Below are 21,094 nucleotides of genomic sequence, written 5' to 3'. Positions count from 1 at the left end.
CAACATGCCTTCTTTTCTTTCGGATGTCGGGACTATTCGCGGCATAGGCACAGTAGTGGTGTTCATCGCTTTTATCAGCGTGGTGCTCTGGGCCTATAGCAGCAAGCGCAAATCGAACTTCGACGAAGCAGCCAATCTGCCCTTCGCTGACGAACCCAAACCCAGTGAGCGTGACGAGAAATCTTCCAGGAGCAATAACCAATGACCACGTTCTGGAGTTGGTACGTAACAATCCTCTCCCTAGGCACCATCTTCGCGCTGACCTGGCTTATCTTTGGCACTCGCAAGGGCCAGCGCCAGGAAGCCACCGAAGAGACTGTCGGCCATAGCTTCGATGGCATCGAGGAATACGACAATCCACTGCCCAAGTGGTGGTTCATGTTGTTCCTCGCCACCATCGTCTTCGCCTTGGGTTACCTGGTGCTCTATCCGGGCCTGGGTAACTTCAAAGGTCTGCTGCCGGGCTACGAGCACCTCGATAACAAGGCCAATACGCCATTCGCCACCGACATTCAAATCAGTGACGGCGTGCGTAATGCGGGCTGGACCGGCGTGCATCAGTGGGAAAAGGAAATGGCCAAGGCTGACGCGCAATACGGTCCGCTTTTCGCCAAATATGCCGCCATGCCAATCGAACAGGTCGCACAGGACGAGCAGGCCTTGAAGATGGGCGGACGCCTGTTCGCGTCCAATTGCTCGGTGTGCCATGGCTCCGACGCCAAAGGCGCCTACGGCTTTCCCAACCTGACCGACAGCGACTGGCTGTACGGTGGCGAAGCAGCCACCATCAAGACCACCATCATGGGCGGCCGCCAGGCAGCAATGCCTGCATGGAAGGACAATCTCGGCGAACAGGGGATCAAGAACGTCGCCGGTTACGTGCGCAGCCTGTCTGACCAGAAAAACCCGGAAGGTATCGAGATAGACGTTGCCGCAGGTCAAAACATCTTCGCCGCCAATTGTGCAGTCTGTCATGGTGCTGACGCCAAGGGGCAACAGGCCATGGGCGCGCCGAACCTGACCGACCGGGTCTGGCTCTATGGCTCCAGCTTCGCTCAGATTCAGCAGACCCTGCGCTATGGTCGCAACGGCAAGATGCCTGCCCAGGAAGACTTCCTCGGCAATGACAAGGTGCACTTGTTGGCGGCTTATGTTTACAGCCTGTCGCAACAACCCGTGGAGAAGTAATTCTCCACCCGAGTTGGGCGCGACCTCCGGCCGCACCCAACCAGGGCAAGCCAGGCGTACCATAGCGCAATAGCGAGAATGACCCCGGTCGGCATGTATCGGCCGGGGCAGCCAACCAACCGCCGTGGTACCCACTGATGAGCTCGCAGATTCCTGTTAAAGACGTTACCCCGGGCAAGGTCGAAACCGTCGACCTCTACGCCAATCGCGAAAAAATCTATACCCGCTCCTTCACCGGCATCTTCCGCAATCTGCGCATGCTCGGCGGCGCACTGCTGTTCATCCTCTATTTCGGCACTGTCTGGTTGACCTGGAATGGCCGTCCGGCCGTCTGGTGGAACCTGCCAGAGCGCAAATTCCATATCCTCAGCGCCACCTACTGGCCCCAGGATTTCGTCCTGCTGTCAGCCATATTGATCATCGCCGCCTTCGGCCTGTTCTTCATCACCGTTTATGCCGGCCGCGTCTGGTGCGGTTACACCTGCCCGCAAAGCGTATTCACCTGGGTGTTCATGTGGGCGGAGAAGGTCACCGAAGGCGACCGCAACCAGCGCATGAAACTCGACAAAGCGCCGATGACCGCGCAGAAATTCCTGCGCAAACTGGCCAAGCACGGTATCTGGACCGGTGTATCGCTAGTCACGGCGATCACCTTCGTCGGCTATTTCACGCCCATTCGCGAACTGATCCCCGCACTGTTCACCCTCGAGGCCGGCGGCTGGGCACTGTTCTGGGTCGGTTTCCTCACCGTGGCCACCTATGGCAACGCCGGCTATCTGCGTGAGCAGGTATGCATCTATATGTGCCCCTATGCGCGCTTCCAGAGCGTGATGTTCGACCAGGACACGCTGATCGTGTCTTACGATCCACGTCGTGGCGAACAGCGCGGCCCGCGCAAACGCGATGCCGACTACCAGGCCGACGGTCTGGGCGACTGCATCGACTGCAAGATGTGCGTGCACGTCTGCCCGACCGGTATCGACATCCGCGATGGTTTGCAGGTCGAATGCATCGGCTGCGCCGCTTGCATCGACGCCTGCGACAGCATCATGGACAAGATGAACTACCCGAAAGGGCTGATCAGCTACACCACCGAACACAACCTGTCGGGACAGAAAACCCAGCTGGTTCGTCCACGCCTGATCGGCTACGCCATCGCCCTGCTGGCCATGCTGGTGGTCTTCGCCTGGGCCGTGTCCAGCCGCTCGCTGGTCGAGCTGGATGTACTCAAGGATCGCGTGCTCTACCGCGAGAACGAGGAAGGTCGGATCGAGAACGTCTACACCCTGAAGATCATGAACAAGGCCCAGCACCCGATCACTTACCTGATCGAAGCCGATGGCCTCGACGGCCTGGTCTACGAAGGCAAGCGTGAAATCAAGGCCCTCGCCGGTGAAGTACTGTCGCTGCCGGTCGAACTGTCGATCGATCCTTCAAGCCTGCCGTCCAGCACCAATGAAATCATGTTCCGCATCCGCTCCGCGGACGATGCGAGCATCAACAACGACGCCGACAGCCGCTTTATCGGCCCGAGCGTCCGCTGATCAAAAGGTCCAGCATGTCTGACGAAGCACCGATCAAACCCTGGTTCAAACAGTTCTGGCCCTGGTTCCTTATTGCCCTGCTGGGTTACTCGGTAGTGCAAGGGCTGGCCCTGCTGACCATTGCCACGCGCAATCCGCCGGGTCTGATCTCCGATGACTATTACGATGTCGGCAAAGGCATCAACCAGTCGCTGGAGCGCGAATCCCTGGCCGAGCGCCTGAAATTGAGCGCCACCCTCGACCTCGACGATGAAACTGGCGTTGCCAAATTGCAGCTGCAAGGCAATAGCGGCCCGGCGCAACTGGTGCTGAACCTGATCTCGCCAACCCAACCGGAGCGCGACCGCCGGATCATTCTGCAGCCGCAAGGCCAAGGCCTGTACCACGGGCAGATGCAGGATGCCGTGCAGGGCCGCCGCTTCGTCGAGCTGATCGGCCAGGAAGGCGGCAAGGACTGGCGCCTGTTCGACGAACGAACCGTGGAAAGCGGCAAGACCATCCGTATCGGTCTCGCCCAGTAGCACCCATTCCGCCATCTGAAGGCGCAGCCTGCTGCGCCCAGCATACTCAAGCACCAGGTCTCAGACTGCTCTCCCCATGGCTAGCCCAACCCCCTGCTACCACTGCGGCTTACCGGTCCCCACCGCCAGCCGCTTTCACACCCAGGTATTGGGTGCGACTCGCGCCATGTGCTGCCCGGGCTGCCAGGCGGTGGCCGAGGCCATAGTCGCCGGCGGACTGGAGCACTATTACAAGCACCGCAGCGAAAGCGCCGCCAACCCGCAAAGCCTGCCACAAGCGCTGCCCGATGAACTGGCGCTGTATGACCGCGCCGACGTACAGCAACCGTTTGTCGAACAGCATGGCGAGCTGAGCGAAACCTGCCTGTTGATCGAAGGCATCAGTTGCGCCGCCTGCGGCTGGCTGATCGAGAAGCACCTGCGCGAGGTGCCGGGTGTTGCCGAGGCCCACCTCAACCTGTCCAACCACCGCCTGCAAGTGCGCTGGGCCGACAGCCAGCTGCCACTCAGTCAGTTGCTCAAGGAGCTACGCAAGATCGGCTATGCCGCGCACCCCTGGCACGCCGATGCCGCCGCCGAGCAACTGCAGCGGGAAAACCGCCGGGCCATGCGCGAACTGGGCGTGGCCGGCATGCTGTGGATGCAGGTCATGATGGCGACCATGGCCACCTGGCCGGAATTCAACATCGACCTCAGCCCCGAGCTGGACAAGATTCTGCGCTGGGTCAGCCTGTTCCTCACCACACCCATCGTCTTCTACTGCTGCGGCCAGTTCTTCCGCGGCGCCCTGCGCGATCTGCGTACCCGCCACCTGACCATGGACGTCTCGGTGTCACTGGCCATCGGCGGCGCCTATGTCGCCGGCATCTGGTCGACCGTCACCGGCCAGGGCGAGCTGTATTTCGATGCGGTCGGCATGTTCGCCCTGTTCCTGCTCACCGGCCGCTACCTGGAACGCCGCGCCCGCGAACGCACGGCGGCGGCCACCGCGCAGCTGGTGCAACTATTGCCGGCCTCCTGCCTGCGCCTGGATGCCGATGGCCAGAGCCAGCGAATTCTGCTCAGCGAACTGCGCGCCGGCGAGCATGTGCTGGTGCCGCCCGGCGCCCTGCTGCCGGCCGATGGACGCATTCTCAGTGGCCAGTCGAGCGTCGATGAATCGCTGCTCACCGGCGAATACCTGCCGCAACCGCGCAACGTGGGCGACAGCGTGACCGCCGGCACCCTCAACGTCGAAGGGCCGCTGACCGTCGAAGTGCAGGCGCTTGGCGATGCCACCCGGCTGTCGGCCATCGTCCGTCTGCTCGAGCGTGCGCAAAGCGAGAAACCACGTCTGGCGGAGATCGCCGACCAGGCGGCGCAGTGGTTCCTGCTGATAGTCCTGGTAGTCGCCGCCGGCGTCGGCCTGGTCTGGTGGCAGATCGATTCCTCGCGCGCCTTCTGGATCGTGCTGGCTCTGCTGGTCGCCACCTGCCCCTGCGCCCTGGCCCTGGCCACCCCGACCGCCCTGACCGCCGCCACCGGCAGCCTGCACAAGCTCGGCCTGCTGCTGACCCGCGGCCATGTGCTGGAGGGCCTCAATCAGATCGACACGGTAATCTTCGACAAGACCGGCACCCTGACCGAGGGCCGCCTGACCCTCAGTGCCATCCATCCGCTCGGCACACTGGACAGCGACGCCTGCCTGGCCCTGGCCGCCGCCCTGGAAAACCGTTCCGAGCACCCGATCGCGCGCGCCTTCGGCCGCGCGGCGCTGGCCGCCGAGCAGGTCGATAGCAGTCCCGGACTGGGCTTGCAGGGCCAGGTCGAGGGCCGCCAGCTGCGCATTGGCCAGCCTGACTTCGTCAGCCAGTTGAGTGGCCAGGCCGCGCCGACGATCCCCGGCCAGCAGGGCCAATGGTTGCTGCTTGGCGACCACCATGGCCCGCTCGCCTGGTTCGTCCTCGATGACCGCCTGCGCGACGACGCCCCCGCCCTGCTCACCGCCTGCCGCGCGCGCGGCTGGCAGGTGCTGCTGCTATCGGGCGACAGCTCGCCGATGGTCGGCGCAGTGGCGCGCCAACTGGGTATCGAAGACGCCCGTGGCGGCATGACCCCGGACGCCAAGCTGGCGGTGCTGCACAAATTGCATGAACAGGGTCGCCGGGTGTTGATGCTCGGTGACGGGGTCAACGACGTGCCGGTACTGGCTGGCGCCGATATCAGCGTGGCCATGGGCAGCGCCACCGACCTGGCGAAAACCAACGCCGATGCGGTGCTGCTGTCCAACCGGCTGGGCAGCCTGGTACAGGCCTTCAGCCTGGCACGGCGCACTCGCCGGATCATCATCGAGAACCTGGCGTGGGCCAGTCTGTACAATGGCCTGGTGCTGCCGTTCGCCGCCATCGGTTGGATCACGCCGATCTGGGCCGCGCTGGGCATGTCGCTGAGCTCGCTGCTGGTGGTGCTCAACGCCTTGCGCCTGACCCGCACACCCACCTAGCGTGGATCGCGCGGCACCGACTCACCACGGCAACGGTGTAACGGTGGATGGGAAAATCGTCATCCACCTTACGCCATACCCGCATTCGGAGACCCCATGCCCGCGCTCTACATTCTGATCCCGGTGGCCATTGCCCTGGTCGGCTTCGCCATCTGGCTGTTCTTCTGGGCCGTCGACAGCGGGCAGTACGACGACCTCGACGGCCCGGCCCACAGCATCCTGTTCGACGACGAAGACCCCATGCACAAGGCCGGCGTCAGACAAGCGCAAAACCCCGACGAGGCAACAGACGACGAGGAGCCACCCCGTGCTTGAACTGGCGCCGATGCTGTTGTCTGCCCTGATCCTCGGCCTGCTGGGTGGCGGCCACTGCCTGGGTATGTGTGGCGGCCTGATGGGCGCACTGACCCTGGCCATACCAGCGGAACAGCGTGCACAACGCTTGCAGTTATTACTGGCCTACAACGTCGGGAGGATTTTCAGCTATGCCATTGCCGGCCTGCTCCTCGGCATGGCCGGCTGGGCCCTGGCCAGCAGCCCCGCGGCCATGCTGCTACGGGTTGTCGCAGCGCTGCTGCTGATCGCCATGGGCCTGTACCTGGCCGGTTGGTGGAGCGGTCTGACCCGCATTGAAGCCCTCGGCCGCGGCCTGTGGCGCTACATCCAGCCGCTGACCCGCCGCTTCATGCCGGTCACCAGCCTGCCACGCGCCTTGCTGCTTGGCGGTCTGTGGGGTTGGCTGCCGTGCGGTCTGGTCTACAGCACCCTGCTCTGGGCGGCGAGCCAGGGCGACGCGCTCGACAGCGCCGCGCTGATGCTGGCGTTCGGCATCGGCACCCTGCCAGTGCTGCTGGCCACCGGCATGGCCGCCGAACGCGTGACCGCCTTGCTGCGCAAACAAGGCGTGCGCATGGCGGGCGGCCTACTGGTGATCCTCTTCGGCCTGTGGACCCTGCCCGGCCCGCATCAGCATTGGCTGATGGGGCATTGAGGCAAAAATGGGCAAGCCAACGGGATAGCTGCACCGCCTAACCCACGCGCGTCCCGTCCGGCTTCCTCATCTGCCTCTCTGCAACCTTGCCCCCCAAACTCCCGTTGACGCAGGTCAAGACGCTCAAGAGCACGCTTGCATAAACTCCCGACCTTGATAGTTAGATCGGGGGTTACCCGCATGCTTGGCGCCATCCACTGGGATACGGACCTGATCCGTCGCTACGATCAGGCCGGGCCGTGTTACACCTCCTACCCTACTGCCGTGCAGATGCACAGCAGTGTCAGTTCATTTGAACTGCTGCAAGCGCTGCGCGAAAGCCGCAAGCAATTGCGCCCGCTGTCGCTTTATGTACACGTGCCCTTCTGCGCGCACCTCTGCTACTACTGTGCCTGCAACAAGGTAATTACCAAGGATCGCGGTCGCGCCCAGCCCTATCTGCGCGAGCTGGAACACGAGATGGCCCTCATCGGCCACCAGCTCGACCGCCGCCAGCGCGTCGAACAGCTGCACGTTGGCGGTGGCACGCCGACGTTCCTCAGACATGACGAACTGCGCCACCTGATGAACCAGCTGCGCCAGCACTTCAACCTGCTGGATGACGACTCCGGCGACTACAGCATCGAGATTGACCCGCGTGAAGCCGACTGGTCGACCATGGGCCTGCTCCGCGAACTGGGTTTCAACCGGGTCAGCCTCGGCGTGCAAGACCTCGACCCGGCGGTGCAGCGCGCAGTCAATCGCCTGCAAACCCTAGAAGAAACCCGCTCCATCGTCGAAGCCGCGCACACCCTGCAGTTCCGCTCGGTCAATATCGACCTGATCTACGGCCTGCCCAAGCAGACCCCGCAAAGCTTCGCCCTGACCCTGGACGAGATCATCGCCCTGCAGCCCGACCGGCTATCCCTCTTCAACTACGCCCACCTGCCCGAGCGGTTCATGCCGCAGCGACGCATCGACGGCAACGACCTGCCCAGCCCCGCAGACAAACTGGCGATACTGCAGGGCAGCATCGCCCAGCTCAGCGCCGCCGGTTACCGTTATATCGGCATGGAGCACTTCGCCCTGGCCGATGACGACCTGTCCTGCACCCAGGAAGACGGCCGCCTGCAGCGCAACTTCCAGGGCTACATCAGCCACGGTCATGGCGACCTGATCGGCCTCGGCGTATCGGCCATCAGCCAGATCGGCGACCTCTACTGCCAGAATGACAGCGAGCTGAGCCAGTACCAGAAAACCCTGGCCAGCGGTCAACTGGCCACCCAGCGTGGGCTGCACTGCAATGCCGATGATCGCCTTCGACGCGCGGTGATCCAGCAGTTGATCTGCCATTTCTGCCTGAACTTTGCCGAAATCGAGCAGGCCCACGGCATCCAGTTCCGCGCATACTTTGCCGATATCTGGCCACAACTGGAGCAAATGGCACGGGACGACCTGATCGACCTCAACACTGCAGGTATCGACGTGCGCCCCACCGGTCGCTTGCTGGTGCGTTCACTGTGCATGCTGTTCGATCGCTACCTCACACAGGACAGTCGCTAGCGCTTCTCGCGGGTGATCTCGTGGCCTGATCGATTAATCCGTTAATCCATAGACTCACGCCTGCCCAGAACCTTGCCGGAGGCCGCGCCCGCTCTCGAAAATGTTCCCGACATTTTTCCTACCTCTCCCCATCCATGGGGGTCGTCGAAAATGTTCCCGACATTTTTCCTACCTCTCCCCATCCATGGGGGTCGTCGAAAATGTTTCCGGCATTTTTCCTAGCGTCCCCATCCATGGAACGCCAGCAGGCCTGCGGCGTTTCCCACATTCATGTGGGTCGCCCGCCCCTCGGCGAATACAGCCCGCAGGGCTGCCGGGTTGTGCTGTCGCGGCTTATCGGGAAGCGTGCGACGAGCGGTCATTTCCGCCACTGTAAAGTGGCGTTCTGCTAACCGATCAATACCTCCTCGACTGGCTGAGATCGCCCCCCTGCTGTAACCTTACGAATATTGCGTGTTTTACCTAGGAAGCAACGCCAATGTCCGGAAGCCTCAAGCTGCATACGCCACATCAAGCCCATTGCAAGGATTGCAGTCTGGCGACCTTGTGCCTACCGCTTTCGCTGAACCTGGAAGACATGAATTCGCTGGACGAGATCGTCAAGCGTGGCCGCCCGCTGAAGAAAGGCGAGTTCCTGTTTCGCCAGAGCGATGTCTTCAACTCGGTGTTCGCCGTGCGTTCCGGCGCACTGAAGACCTTCAGCCTGAGCGACAGCGGCGAAGAACAGATCACCGGCTTCCACCTGCCCAGCGAACTGGTCGGCCTGTCCGGCATGGACACCGAGACCTACCCGGTATCCGCGCAAGCACTGGAGACCACTTCGATCTGTGAAATCCCCTTTGAAAGGCTCGACGAGCTGTCGATACTGCTGCCGCAACTGCGCCGCCAATTGATGCGGGTGATGAGCCGGGAAATCCGCGACGACCAGCAAATGATGCTACTGCTGTCGAAGAAAAGTGCCGATGAACGTATCGCCACCTTTCTGGTCAACCTGTCTGCCCGTTTCCGCGCCAGGGGCTTTTCACCCAACCAGTTCCGCCTGGCCATGTCGCGCAACGAAATCGGTAACTATTTAGGCCTTGCGGTGGAAACCGTCTCTCGGGTATTTACCCGCTTCCAGCAGAACCAATTGCTCGAAGCCGAAGGCAAGTCGGTGCATATTCTCGACCCGATCGAACTGTGCGCCCTGGCCGGTGGCAACCTCGACGGCTGACCGAAGCATGAGCGTCGGTCGCCAACAGCCGGCGCCTTGCGCCTACTTCAGTCAGCGGCAGGACTCTCACGATGATTTTCGACGAATTCAGTATCAAAACCTTGATCCGCCCGATCGCCGACTTCCCCAAGCCTGGGGTGACTTTTCGTGACATCACCCCGCTACTGCAGTCGCCACGCGCCCTGCGCATGGTCGCCGATAGCTTTATCCAACGCTACGTCGAAGCCGAGTTCAGCCATATCGGCGCCCTCGATGCCCGCGGCTTCCTGATTGGCTCGATCATGGCCTATGAACTGAACAAGCCGCTAATCCTGTTTCGCAAGCAGGGCAAATTGCCAGGCGACGTGCTGCGCGAGAGCTACCAGAGCGAGTACGGCGAGGCCTTTCTCGAAGTGCACGCCGACAGCCTCTGCGAAGGCGACCAGATACTCATGTTCGACGACCTGATCGCCACCGGCGGTACCCTGCTGGCGGCTGCACAACTGGTGCGGCGCATGGGCGCAAGCATTTATGAAGCCGCCGCTATCATCGACCTGCCTGAACTGGGCGGCTCGGAAAAACTGCAAGACATCGGCATTCCAACCTTTACCCTCACCGCCTTCGCCCTCGACGACCGCTAATCATGCCCGAAAATATCCTGACCCCGAGCTACGGCACTTGGCGCGAGCGCCTGGCCGACCTGATGGAAAGCCCAGGCATCACCCGCCTGGTGACCGCCCTGATCATCCTCAATGCGGCAATCCTCGGCATGGAAACCTCGCCAAGCCTGATGGCCGACTGGGGCAGCGTGTTGCAGGCACTGGACAAGCTGATACTCGGCTTGTTCATCCTCGAACTGGCACTGCGCTTCATTGCCCGCGGCGCCAGCCTGCTACGCGATCCCTGGGCGGTATTCGATTGCCTGGTGGTGGGTATCGCCCTGGTGCCAGCCAGTGGACCATTCGCCGTGCTGCGCGCACTGAGGGTTTTGCGCGTTTTGCGGCTGATCTCGATCAACCCTAATATGCGCCGGGTGGTACAGGCTCTGCTGTCTTCGCTGCCGGGCATGGGCAGCATCGCCATGCTCCTTAGCCTGGTGTTCTACGTGGCGGCGGTAATGGCTACCCAACTGTTCGGCGAGGCTTTTCCGCAATGGTTCGGCAGCCTCGGTGCCAGCCTCTACACCCTGTTCCAGGTGATGACCCTGGAAAGCTGGTCGATGGGTATCGTACGCCCGGTAATGGAACAGTTCCCGTTGGCCTGGATGTACTTTCTGCCCTTCATCCTGATCGCCACCTTCATGATGCTCAACCTGTTCATCGCGGTAGTGGTCAATGCCATGCAAGCTACCCACGACCAGGAAGCCCTCCAGGCGCCGCCCTCGAAAACCGAACAATTGCTGCTCGATGAACTGAAAGCCCTGCGCGCAGAAATCGCCGAACTGCGTGAACACCGCCCCTGACTCAACGCCTCCGCTACTAGCAGGTGATGGTTGAGTCCGCAGGAATCGTTTTGCCGGCGGAGAGGCAGGACGACTCTCATCAAACAAAAAATAACTCATTGTTTTATATATATAAATTAAATATACACAAAGCCCTGTAGGAGCGGGCCATGCCCGCGAAACCCATCGCGGGCATGGCACTGGGCGTCCCCCCCGCTCCTACAGGTACCCACAAGCCGACAGACACCATTGCCTCCAGTTTGCTGCGCGACAGCGCGGCGTCTGGACGACGGGGGATCTCCTACAGAACTGATCCCTCTCCCAGCTCGGGCTTACTCGAAAAACGTCTCGAAGAAGCGATCCAGCTCACCCTCGTACTGATCCAGTGAATACAGGGTATCGGCCGCCAGCAAATCGAGCAGGATCATGCCATTGGGCCCCGAATCTTCGCCGGCCGCGGCGCGCAGCCGCGCAGTCATTCCCAGATTGACCAGGCGCAAGTTGCGATACACCTCACGCAAGTCGGTCAGCGACCAGTCCGCACTCATGCCACGCTGTTGGCGCAGGTATTGTCCAAGCAGGTAAGTGCCGAATACCCGGTACAGGGTTTCGTCGGTGCCGCTGAACGGCAGGTGAAACCAGGCCATGGCTTTAAGCTGTCGCGTGTATGGACAGCCCGAAGCGGCTCCCAGCACACCAAGCAGCGAACCGAAAGCGCGCTGCAGCGAGGTACGCTGACGGATATCCCGGCCCCGCCACAGCACCCGCACAGCCACCTCCTCATAGGAAGGCATCTGCGCCAACACCTCAACAGGCTTCACCAACGCTACGGCGAAGGGGCAGTAGGAGGTGTCTGCATCACGCAGCGGACAATGTCCGCATTGCTCGAATTCGAGGCGCGCCCAGTCTGGAAGCGCTTCGTCCGGCGCGCCGGGTAGCGCCGTCAAATCGACCTTATGCTGCCAACTGCGGCCGTCGGCGAACTCGAAATAATACTGGATAATCGAATCATCGATTGCGGGCTGCACCATGGGCGAACCTGAGTGGCAGAGTGATTAAAATAAGTGTGGCAGCGAACGCCTATCAACGCCATAATTTCGACGTCAAAAAAAAGGCTAAATGACGAATTACAAAACGCACCCCAGGTAACACCAACAACTCCCAGCCTGGTCGCCAAGCGGAGCTCGCCATGGATAGCCGCCAACGTGAATTGGCCTCTGCTCTTGTTGAGCACATCGAAATCGGCGTGATCATCCTCGATGCCGAGCTGCGCATTCAGTACTGGAACAACGTCGTTACCCAGTGTAGCGGCAAGCGGCTTGAGCTAGCGCTGCAACAGCCACTGGCCCTCATATTCCCGGAAGCCGACACCCTCTGCCTGAGCGAGATGCTGGTCTTGGCCCGTGATCAGGGCGAGCATGTCTACACCGAGTGGCACGACCCCCCCTACCTGATTCAACTGCCATTCGACACGTCCGGGGAACCGGCCCCGTTGATGCTGCAAAGCACCCTGCTGTTTCCTTTCAAGCGCAGCGATGACCAGCAGCTATTTGGTTTACTGCTGTACGACAGCAGCAAACTCGCCCGCGACAACAACCAGCTGGATGCCGCCCTGCATAGCTTGAGCAGCAAGCAGGTCGAGCAGGAACGACTGATCACAACGCTGGAAAAAGCCAATGCCCAGCTCATGCAGTCGGAAAAGCTTGCGGCCATCGGCCAGCTCGCTGCCGGCGTGGCGCATGAGATCAATAGCCCGATCGGTTATGTGTGCTCCAACCTGCAGACCCTCGCCGGCTACGTCCATGATCTGCTGCGCATCATCGATGCAGTGGATGGCGCCGCCAGCCTCGACGAGGTACGCCAGCTAAAGCGCAGTCTGGAGTACGCCTACATCCGCAATGATGTCGAGGCACTAATCGCTGAGTCCGAGGATGGCATCGAGCAGGTCAAGAAGATCAGTACCGCGCTCAAGGATTTTTCCCATTTCGAGGAGGATGAATTCCGCCTCGCCGACCTGCATCGCGGCCTCGACACCACCCTTAACGTGGTCAATAACGAGCTCAGGTACAAGGCCGAAGTGGTCAAGGAATACGGCCAGCTACCTGCGGTGGAATGCATGCCCTCGCAAATCAACCAGGTCATGATGAACCTGCTGGTCAACGCCGCCCACGCCATCGAGCAGTTCGGCCGCATCACCCTGCGCAGCGGGCAGCAAGGCGAATGGGTCTGGCTGGAAGTGGAGGATACCGGCCAAGGCATCGCGCCGCACCTGCTCAACCGTATCTACGAACCCTTCTTCACCACCAAACCGGTGGGTAAAGGCACCGGCCTCGGCTTGTCGCTGTCTTATAACATCGTGCGCAAGCACAATGGGCGCATCGAGGTTTTCAGCACGCCTGGCCAGGGCACGCGCTTTCGTGTCTGGTTACCGGCCCAGCAGCCAACCCGGCCACCGATCAAGGAGGATGCCGATCACCATGAATGAACCGAACAGCATCGCCAACGTCCTTCTGGTCGACGACGAAGAGAACATTCTCAGCAGCCTACGCCGCGTGCTCAGGGGCGAAGCCTATAGCGTGCAGATCGCCAATGGCGGCGAGCAGGCGCTGGAGATACTGCGCAGCCAACCGATCGACCTGGTGATTTCTGACGCCCGTATGCCGGGCATGGACGGCGCAACCCTGCTGGCCGAAGTGCAGAAGCACTGGCCCGAGACCATGCGCATCCTGCTCACCGGCTACGCCGATATCAGCACCACCATTCGCGCCATCAACCAGGGGCAGATCTACCGCTATATCAGCAAGCCCTGGGATGACGACGAACTGCGCCTGACCATGCGCCAAGCCCTGGCCTATCAACACTCGGAGCGCGAGCGAGTGCGCCTGGAAGCGCTGAGTCTGGAACAAAACCAGCGCCTGCAGGAGCTTAACGAAACCCTGGAACAGCGGGTCATGGCGCGCACCGCCGAGCTGGAGCAGACCGCCGACATGCTCGACCTGGCTTACGAGGAGCTCAAGCGCAGCTATGTGACGGCGACCGAGGTGTTCTCCAGCCTGGTCAACCAACGCATCCCCAAGGACAAACAGACCAATACCCAAGTCATTGCCCTGGTTCGCGCCTATGCCGAATTTCACGGCCTCGACGCCGCCCCCAGCCGCGACCTGACCATGGCCGCCGCACTCTACAATATCGGCAAGCTGACCTGGGACGATCAACTGCTCAGCCGCCCCTCCGACCTGCTCTACAAGCAGGAGCGCGAGCGCTACCGGCAGTACCCGGTTCAGGGTGAGAATTTGCTGATGACCCTGGAGCCGCTACAGGATGCGGCCCGCCTGATCCGTCATCACCAGGAGCGCTGGGATGGCAGCGGCTTCCCCGACCACCTCAAGGGCGAAGCCACGCCTTTCGGCTCACGCCTGCTGAAACTGGCCGTGGATTTCATCGAATTGCAGCGCGGCAGCATTCTCGAGCGCAGACTAAACCGCGATGAAGCCCTGTTGCTGATCAACAAATACAGCGGACGCCTTTACGATCCGCAGCTGTGCGAGCAGTTCATCAACCTCTGCACCGAACTGGCACCGGACATCACCCTCGCCGACCCGAGCATTCTCGCCCTGGATACCCGCCGCCTGGAGCCTGGCATGGTGCTGGCGCGCAACCTGCAGGCCGACAATGGCATGCTGCTGCTCAATGAGGGCAAGCCGCTGACCGCTCTGTTAATCGACAAGCTGATCGCCTTCGAAGCCAGTGAAAGTGGCCACTACACCCTGTTTGTCCGCACCGTCGAGGATGCCACGCTCGCCATGGAGAAGACGCCATGATCAAGATTCAACTGCTGGATGACGAACCGCAGATTCTCAAGGCACTACAGCGGGTGCTGCGCCCTCACGACTGGGAAGTGCATGCCTACAGCGACGTACAGGAAGCCCTGGATGCGCTGACCGAGCATGAATACGCGGTGATCGTCTCCGACTTCAAGATGCCGCACCTGGACGGCGTCACCTACCTGCAATTCGCCAAGCAGCGTCAGCCCAATGCCATGCGTATATTGCTGACCGGTCATTGCGACCGCAATACGATGATGCAAGCGATCAACCAGGCGGAGGTCTACCGCTTCATCGCCAAACCCTGGGAAGACTTCGAGATCGAGGTCGCTTTGCGTGGTGCCATCGACCTGTTTCTCCTGCGCGATGAAAACCAGCGCCTGCTTATGCAGGTGCGCCAACAACAAAGCGCCCTCGATCGCCAGCAGCAGGAATTGCTGCGCCTGGAGGTCGAACATCCAGGCCTTACCCGAGTACGCCGCGACAGCGATGGTTCAGTGCTGATCGACGAACTGGACAACGCACAAGCCAACTGATGATCATCCGCGCTACCCGGCGCAGATCGATAAGGACGCGAGGATGAACATCAAGACCCGCCATCTGATTTACCAAGCCTATCTGCACATTCTGGCCTTCACCATTCTGGCCCTCAGCGGCATCAGCCTGCTGGATTACCTGTTCGTGTGGCAGCCCAACGCCCCTCAGGTTGTGCTCCTGCCGGACAGCGCCCTGGCAGGGCTGTTGCTCGGCCTTGGGCTTCTGGGCTGCATCCAGCAAAAGCCCCGCCTGGCCAATTTGACCCTCAGCCTGCTGCTCGGACTAGCGCTCTACAGCCTGGCGCACAACCTGCTGAGCGGCAGCTCGGCGCAAGACCAATCGCTGATCAGCGGTTATCAGCGCATGCGCAGCTCCCTGGCCCTGCTGTTCTGCCTGCTCGGCATTGCCCTGCTGAGCAGCCAGTGGGGCAGCAAAGGCCAGCGCCTGAACTGTATCATCGGCGGCGCAACGCTGGCGCTGGCCGGCCTGTCGCTGCTGTCATCCTGGCTGCCGGCGTTCGATGCCTGGCGCCTGGGTTACAACACCAGCATCAGCCGCCCAGCCAATATGTTCGGCGTGTCCACGGGCCTTGCGCTGCTCTGCCTCACTCGACTGCCCGCCGAGCGCAATCACTTGCTCTTGCGTAGCACCATCCTGACCGGCGCCCTCGGCACCCTTATCACCTGCAGCGTCTGGTATCTGCTGACTCTGCAGAACATCGAATCGAACAGCCGACAAGGCGAATTGCTGTTGGCCAACCAGCAAAACTCGATCACCAGCACCCTGGTCACGCGTCTCTCGCTGATCCAGCGCACAGCAGAACATTGGGCAGTCAACGAAAATTTGCCCACTCACGCCCAATGGCAACAAGAGAGCCACAACTACCTGCGCGATTTTGCCGATATCGAGGTGATCGCCCTGTTCGATGAACACCTGCGCCCGCAACGGCTGCTCGGCCGCAGCGATGCAGAAACCGAACAGCTGGCCAGCCTGCTCAGCCAAACCAGCCCGCGCGCCTGGCTAGAACTCCTCCCCCTGGACGGCAGGCCGCACATGAGCGAGGCGTATAACCTCGCCGACCGACCACAGGGGCTGATAGCGATCCGCCTGTCCTTGCCGAACAACCCTGACTGGATGTTGGTAGCCAGCCTGGATCTTACCCGCACCCTGCAGGACGGCCTGGGCAGTGAGCCGAATGACAACGGCGTACGGATCTACCAGGGCGAGCATGTGCTGTTCGACAAAACCAGCCACCCGCCCAGCCTGACCGGTGCCAGCAAGCCGCTCGGGCCGACCGCCAACAACTGGCGCCTGGTCAGCTACCAGGACGCCAGTACGACCAGCCTGACCAGCAACCACTTGCCCGGTATCGTGGTGCTGTTCGGCCTGGCCTTCAGCCTCGTCATCATGGTCAGTCAGCGCCTGGCCCTTCTGGCCATCGAGCACTCCAAACGCTTGCAGCTGAGCAACCAGGCGCTTGAGCAGAGCCTGCGCCGTCAGGCCGAACTGCAGGCGCTGAATCAACGGATCATGGACTACTCCATGGACGTGCTCTGCTCGATCGACGCCCAGGGCCGCTTCACCCAACTCAGTCCGTCCGCCAGCACGGTGCTCGGCTACTCGCCAGAAGAGTTGATCGGGCGCCCTTATCTGCAATTCATCGCGGCCGAAGACCGCGAACGCACTCAGGCCACGGTCGACGCCATCATGGCCGGCGAATCCCATCACGGCTTTCGCAACAGCGCTCGGTGCAAGGATGGCAGCATTATCCACCTGCTCTGGTCCGCAGGCTGGTCGGAGAACGACCGCACCCTGTTTGCCGTGGTCCATGACGTCACCCGCCTGGTGTACAACGAAGCCTACGCCGAGGACCAGCGCGACATCCTCAGCATGATCTCCACCGACCAAGCGCTGCCGGAGATCCTGAAAACCATTTGCCTGCTGGCCCAATCTCAGGCGCCCGACACATTGTGCTCGGTGCTGCTGGTCGATAAAGAGCAGAAACACCTAGTTCAAGGCGCTACGCCGAGCCTGCCAGACAGCTTCAACCAGGCACTGCATGGCATCGCCATCGGCCCCAGTGTCGGCTCTTGTGGCACCGCCGTGTATCGCCGCCAATTGATCATCGTCGACGACATCGGCAGCGACCCGCTGTGGCATGAGTTTCGTGACATTGCCTTGCAGCATGGCCTGCGTGCCTGCTGGTCGATCCCGCTGATTTCCCACCACGGCGATGTACTCGGCACCTTCGCTATCTACAGCCTCCAACCCGGCAGCCCGAGCGACGAGCATCTGCAACTGATGGCCACCGTCGGCCAGCTGGCTGCCATCGCCATCGAGCGCCAGCACGACCGCATGCGCCTGCAGGCAAGTGAACAGCGTTACCGCTCGCTGTTCACCTTCAACCCCAACCCGGTGTTCTCGTTCGACCTGAACGGCAATTTCGAGAGCATGAACCAGGCGGGCTGCCAGCTCTCCGGCTACAGCGAAGCGCAACTGCTCGGACAACACATGTCGATGCTGGTACTCCACGAAGACCTGGCACTGATCCAGGACTTCATCGATTCCGCCAGCACCGGGGGTGCCCACAGCCACGAAGTTCGCTGCCGCAACAGCGCTGGGCAACTATTGGAAGTGGACATCACCAACCTGCCGATCATCATCGACGAACAGATCGTCGGGGTGTTCGCCATCGCCAAGGACATCGGCGAGCGCAACCGCATGACCCGCGCCCTGCGCGAAGCGCTGCAGCACTCCGAACACCAGGCCGAACTGCTGCGCGGCCTGAGTGAAACCGCCGTCAATATCAACAGCATCATGGGCACCCAATCGCTGCTGGACTACATGAGCGAACGCTTGCGCTTGCTGCTCGGGGCGCACCAGTCGGGCATGAGCCTGAACCGGGACGACAACTGGGCAGAGTCGGTCAACGCCGTCTCGCTCTCGGAAAAGTACGCCGCCGGGCATAACGCCGCCAACCCGTTCGGCGACAGCGCTATCCGCACCCTGACCGGCGAGACCAAGCAGCCAACCCTGCTGACCCAGGCCGAACTGCAACAGCACCCCGGCTGGCCTGAGCTGAGCGGTGCCGACAATCACCGTCCGCCCCTGCGCGGCTTGCTTGCGGTGCCCCTGAGCGACCACCGCGGAGCCCATTTCGGCCTGCTGCAGTTATCGGACAAATACACCGGCGAATTCGATTCGGACGACCTAGCGATTGCTCAGCAATTTGCCCAGATGGCCGTGGCGGTGCTGGAGAACAACCGTCTGATGCAAGCGGTGATCACCGGCGAGCGCCGCCTGCAAACCCAGCTGGAATTCACCTCGGCGATCACCAACAGCATCGCCGAGGGTCTGCTTGCGGTAGATCGCCAGGGCCTGCTGAGCTTCGTCAACCCCACCGCCGCCGAACTGCTCGGCCAACCGGCGCAAGTGCTGCTCGGCCAGGCACTGGCAAGCTACCTGCCGCTGGCGCTTAACGACAGCGAGCATAACCAACGAACCAGCAGTTACCACGGCGAAATCAGGCTGGCGCTGAAATCCCAGGGCGAACGCTATATCGCCTACGACAGCGCTCCGCTGCTCGATGACGATGTCCCGCAGGGCTGGGTGGTCGCCTTCCGCGACATCACCCCACAGAAAGAGGCGGACAAGCAACTGCGCCTGCTCAAACGCAGCCTGGAAGCCAGTTACAACGGCGCACTGATCTGCGATGCGCTGGCCGCTGACCAGCCGATCATCTACGTCAACCCGGCATTCGAACGCATCACCGGCTACAGCGCAGCAGAAGCCATCGGCCAAAATTGCCGCTTTCTCCAAGGGTCTGAACACGCCCAAGCGGGCATTAATGAAATTCGCCAGGGCCTGGCTGAACAGCGCGATAGCCATGTGGTCCTGCGCAACTTCCGCAAGGACGGCACACCCTTCTGGAACGACCTGTATATCGCCCCGGTACCTGATGAAGAGGGCAATATCACCCATTTCATTGGCGTGCAGAACGATATTTCCGAGCAGAAACGCTACGAATCCGAACTGGCCTACAACGCCAGCCACGATGTCCTCACCGGGCTGCCCAACCGCTCGCTGCTGGAGGATCGCCTGCGCCAGGGCTGCCAGATCAGCCGCCGCTACAAGCACCGCTTGGCGGTGATGTTCATCGACCTGGATGGTTTCAAGCCGATCAACGACAGCATGGGTCACGGTGCCGGCGACCTGATTCTGGTCGAAGTGGCACGCCGCATGAATCAGCAGGTACGTCCAGGCGACAGCGTGGCGCGTCTTGGCGGCGACGAGTTCATCGCCATCCTGCCGGACCTGGCCCGCGAAGAGGATGCGCTACTGGTGGCAGAGCGGATCATGGAAAGCATTGCGCGGCCCTATACGGTCGGCGGCGTCGATCTGCACATCACCGCAAGCATCGGCATCACGCTCAACGACGGCAGCATCGAACAGCCCATGCAACTGATCCAGCAGGCCGACCTGGCCATGTACAAAGCCAAGCAACAAGGCCGCAACAACGTTCAGTGGTACACCGAGGATCTTAACCAGAAGGTCAGCGAGCGGGTGACCTTGCGCAACGAGATACAGAAAGCCATCGACAGCGAAGCCTTCGAGCTCTACTACCAGCCGCAGATCGACAGCCACAGTGGTCGAGTGATTGGCTACGAGGCGCTGTTGCGCTGGCAGCATGCCGAGCAGGGGTTTATTTCTCCGGCGCAATTCGTGCCCATCGCCGAGGACACCGGACAGATCATTCCACTCAGCGAGTGGGTGCTCAAAACCGCCTGCCGCGATGCCCGCTGGCTGCTCGATCAAGGCTTCGACGGTGCCGTGATGGCCGTGAATATCTCACCGGTGCAGTTCCAGCGCGCCAACTTCGTCGAGTTCGTGCGCAGCATCCTCGCCCAGTCCAAGCTGCCGGCAGAACTGCTGGAATTGGAAATCACCGAAAGCGTGTTACTGGCTAATGCCGAGCGCGCCATCTTCACTCTGCACGCCCTGAAAGACCTGGGCGTACGCATCGCCATCGATGATTTCGGCACCGGCTTCTCCAGCCTCAACTACCTCAAGCGTCTACCCATCGGCAAGATCAAGATCGACCGCTCCTTCATCCAGGACGTGATCAGCGACCGGCATGATGCGGCGATCACCCAAGGCATCATTTCCATGGCCCACCACCTGCAGCTCAAGGTGATCGCCGAAGGCGTGGAAACCGAGGAGCAGGTCGCCTTCCTGAAGAAAAGCCACTGCGATGAATTCCAGGGCTACTACTTCGCCAGGCCCATACCGCTGGCAGCGCTGCAACATTACCTCCAGCAGCAGCGCGCCAAGGATCGCCGGCCAGCAGCAGACAGTGTTGCCGCAAGCAGCACACAGACCCTGCTACTGCTCGATGACGAAGAAAATATTCTCCGCGCCCTGAGCCGGGTGCTCAGGCGCGACGGCTATCACGTCCTTACCGCCAACCGGGCACAAGATGCCTTCGCCCTGCTGGCAAAGCATGAGGTACAGGTCATTCTCTCCGATCAGCGCATGCCGGAAATGGACGGCACCGCGTTCTTCAGCCGGGTCAAGGATCTCTACCCGGAAACCATCCGCATTGTGCTCTCCGGCTATACCGACCTGACATCGGTGACCGAGGCGATCAACCAGGGCGCCATCTACAAGTTCCTCACCAAACCCTGGGACGACACGCAACTGCGAGCCACTGTCGCCCAGGCATTCCAGCACCATGAACTGGCCCAGCCCAAAGACCACAACCCAGCGCCAAAAGATAATCCAGCGCCTCGAATAGACTGACTGCGCGGCAGCACAACTCAGCGAGCCAATGGC

At 61.4% G+C, this 21,094-nt stretch carries 16 protein-coding genes; 15 read left to right on the top strand and 1 reads right to left on the bottom strand.

Annotated elements, in window-relative coordinates; genetic code table 11:
• Positions 1–4: 4 nt before the first annotated feature.
• From B2D37_RS04305 to B2D37_RS04255, 11 genes are all read left to right on the top strand, one after another.
• Positions 5–205: a cbb3-type cytochrome c oxidase subunit 3 gene (locus B2D37_RS04305; protein WP_079201552.1), complete on the top strand. Its 201-nt coding sequence runs from the start codon at positions 5–7 to the stop codon at positions 203–205.
• Entirely contained in the window at positions 202–1,188 is a 987-nt protein-coding gene (gene ccoP, locus B2D37_RS04300) for a cytochrome-c oxidase, cbb3-type subunit III (RefSeq protein WP_079201551.1), read from the top strand. The genes B2D37_RS04305 and ccoP overlap by 4 nt, the downstream gene beginning before the upstream one ends.
• 137 nt (positions 1,189–1,325) lie before the next feature.
• On the top strand, positions 1,326–2,732 hold the full coding sequence (ccoG, locus tag B2D37_RS04295; protein ID WP_079201550.1) for a cytochrome c oxidase accessory protein CcoG: 1,407 nt from the start codon (positions 1,326–1,328) through the stop codon (positions 2,730–2,732).
• Between the two features lie 14 nt (positions 2,733–2,746).
• Positions 2,747–3,253 (top strand): FixH family protein, encoded by a 507-nt coding sequence (locus B2D37_RS04290; RefSeq protein WP_079201549.1) that lies wholly within the window; start codon positions 2,747–2,749, stop codon positions 3,251–3,253.
• A gap of 76 nt (positions 3,254–3,329) precedes the next feature.
• Entirely contained in the window at positions 3,330–5,735 is a 2,406-nt protein-coding gene (locus B2D37_RS04285) for a heavy metal translocating P-type ATPase (RefSeq protein WP_079201548.1), read from the top strand.
• Between the two features lie 96 nt (positions 5,736–5,831).
• Positions 5,832–6,050, top strand: coding sequence for a cbb3-type cytochrome oxidase assembly protein CcoS (ccoS, locus tag B2D37_RS04280; RefSeq protein WP_079201547.1), 219 nt, complete (start codon positions 5,832–5,834; stop codon positions 6,048–6,050).
• Positions 6,043–6,726, top strand: a complete 684-nt coding sequence (locus B2D37_RS04275) for a sulfite exporter TauE/SafE family protein (protein WP_079201546.1) — start codon at positions 6,043–6,045, stop codon at positions 6,724–6,726. Before ccoS ends, B2D37_RS04275 begins: the two co-directional genes overlap by 8 nt.
• 180 nt (positions 6,727–6,906) lie before the next feature.
• Positions 6,907–8,268, top strand: a complete 1,362-nt coding sequence (gene hemN, locus B2D37_RS04270) for an oxygen-independent coproporphyrinogen III oxidase (RefSeq protein WP_079201545.1) — start codon at positions 6,907–6,909, stop codon at positions 8,266–8,268.
• A gap of 478 nt (positions 8,269–8,746) precedes the next feature.
• On the top strand, positions 8,747–9,481 hold the full coding sequence (fnr, locus tag B2D37_RS04265) for a fumarate/nitrate reduction transcriptional regulator Fnr (RefSeq protein ID WP_079201544.1): 735 nt from the start codon (positions 8,747–8,749) through the stop codon (positions 9,479–9,481).
• A 71-nt stretch (positions 9,482–9,552) separates the two neighbouring features.
• Positions 9,553–10,101: an adenine phosphoribosyltransferase gene (locus B2D37_RS04260; protein WP_079201543.1), complete on the top strand. Its 549-nt coding sequence runs from the start codon at positions 9,553–9,555 to the stop codon at positions 10,099–10,101.
• 2 nt (positions 10,102–10,103) lie between these two features.
• Entirely contained in the window at positions 10,104–10,922 is an 819-nt protein-coding gene (locus B2D37_RS04255; RefSeq protein WP_079201542.1) for an ion transporter, read from the top strand.
• A 311-nt stretch (positions 10,923–11,233) separates the two neighbouring features.
• On the opposite strand, the gene B2D37_RS04250 is transcribed toward B2D37_RS04255, so the two are convergent.
• Entirely contained in the window at positions 11,234–11,932 is a 699-nt protein-coding gene (locus B2D37_RS04250; protein WP_256573146.1) for a hypothetical protein, read from the bottom strand.
• A gap of 158 nt (positions 11,933–12,090) precedes the next feature.
• On the opposite strand from B2D37_RS04250, the gene B2D37_RS04245 reads away from it, so the two are divergent.
• From B2D37_RS04245 to B2D37_RS04230, 4 genes are read left to right on the top strand one after another with little or no spacing between them, the layout of a single operon-like run.
• On the top strand, positions 12,091–13,386 hold the full coding sequence (locus B2D37_RS04245; RefSeq protein WP_079201541.1) for an ATP-binding protein: 1,296 nt from the start codon (positions 12,091–12,093) through the stop codon (positions 13,384–13,386).
• On the top strand, positions 13,379–14,722 hold the full coding sequence (locus tag B2D37_RS04240; protein WP_079204898.1) for an HD domain-containing phosphohydrolase: 1,344 nt from the start codon (positions 13,379–13,381) through the stop codon (positions 14,720–14,722). The genes B2D37_RS04245 and B2D37_RS04240 overlap by 8 nt, the downstream gene beginning before the upstream one ends.
• Positions 14,719–15,261: a response regulator gene (locus B2D37_RS04235; RefSeq protein WP_079201540.1), complete on the top strand. Its 543-nt coding sequence runs from the start codon at positions 14,719–14,721 to the stop codon at positions 15,259–15,261. Before B2D37_RS04240 ends, B2D37_RS04235 begins: the two co-directional genes overlap by 4 nt.
• A 43-nt stretch (positions 15,262–15,304) precedes the next feature.
• Positions 15,305–21,061, top strand: coding sequence for an EAL domain-containing protein (locus tag B2D37_RS04230; RefSeq protein ID WP_177345179.1), 5,757 nt, complete (start codon positions 15,305–15,307; stop codon positions 21,059–21,061).
• The last annotated feature ends 33 nt before the right edge of the window (positions 21,062–21,094 follow it).

Source organism: Pseudomonas sp. CC6-YY-74 (genome assembly GCF_002025205.1).
Taxonomy (GTDB): Bacteria; Pseudomonadota; Gammaproteobacteria; order Pseudomonadales; family Pseudomonadaceae; genus Aquipseudomonas; species Aquipseudomonas paeninsulae.
This window is presented reverse-complemented; position numbering and strand designations above follow the sequence as displayed.